General features: G+C 56.5%; 1 rRNA gene (only partly in view). It reads left to right on the forward strand.

The annotated features are described in order from the left end of the window. Positions 1-49 precede the first annotated feature (49 nt). A 23S ribosomal RNA gene (locus tag ACZ7L4_RS42900) occupies positions 50-1,326 on the forward strand; it runs 1,488 nt beyond the window's last position.

Consider the following 1,326-nt stretch of genomic DNA (forward strand, 5'->3'; position numbering starts at 1 on the left):
GGGTGGTTGGTCGTTGTTTGAGAACTGCACAGTGGACGCGAGCATCTGTGGCCAAGTTTTTAAGGGCGCACGGTGGATGCCTTGGCACCAGGAACCGATGAAGGACGTGGGAGGCCACGATAGTCCCCGGGGAGTCGTCAACCAGGCTTTGATCCGGGGGTTTCCGAATGGGGAAACCCGGCAGTCGTCATGGGCTGTCACCCGCTGCTGAATATATAGGCAGTGTGGAGGGAACGCGGGGAAGTGAAACATCTCAGTACCCGCAGGAAGAGAAAACAACCGTGATTCCGGGAGTAGTGGCGAGCGAAACCGGATGAGGCCAAACCGTATACGTGTGAGACCCGGCAGGGGTTGCGTGTGCGGGGTTGTGGGATCTCTCTTCCATCGTCTGCCGGCGATGGGACGAGTAAGAAACCGTTGATGTAGACGAAGGACATGCGAAAGGTCCGGCGTAGAGGGTAAGACCCCCGTAGTCGAAATGTCAGCGGCTCGTTTGAGAGACACCCAAGTAGCACGGGGCCCGAGAAATCCTGTGTGAATCTGGCGGGACCACCCGTTAAGCCTAAATATTCCCTGGTGACCGATAGCGGATAGTACCGTGAGGGAATGGTGAAAAGTACCGCGGGAGCGGAGTGAAATAGTACCTGAAACCGTGTGCCTACAAGCCGTGGGAGCGTCGCGCAAGGAACTTGTTCCTTGCGTCGTGACTGCGTGCCTTTTGAAGAATGAGCCTGCGAGTTTGCGGTGTGTTGCGAGGTTAACCCGTGTGGGGAAGCCGTAGCGAAAGCGAGTCCGAATAGGGCGATTTAGTAGCGCGCTCAAGACCCGAAGCGGAGTGATCTAGCCATGGGCAGGTTGAAGCGGAGGTAAGACTTCGTGGAGGACCGAACCCACCAGGGTTGAAAACCTGGGGGATGACCTGTGGTTAGGGGTGAAAGGCCAATCAAACTCCGTGATAGCTGGTTCTCCCCGAAATGCATTTAGGTGCAGCGTCGTGTGTTTCTTGCCGGAGGTAGAGCACTGGATAGGCGATGGGCCCTACCGGGTTACTGACCTTAGCCAAACTCCGAATGCCGGTAAGTGAGAGCACGGCAGTGAGACTGTGGGGGATAAGCTCCATGGTCGAGAGGGAAACAGCCCAGAGCATCGACTAAGGCCCCTAAGCGTACGCTAAGTGGGAAAGGATGTGGAGTCGCAGAGACAACCAGGAGGTTGGCTTAGAAGCAGCCACCCTTGAAAGAGTGCGTAATAGCTCACTGGTCAAGTGATTCCGCGCCGACAATGTAGCGGGGCTCAAGCGTACCGCCGAAGTCGTGTCATTCATAC

The organism is Streptomyces sp. NPDC107575, assembly GCF_055657265.1.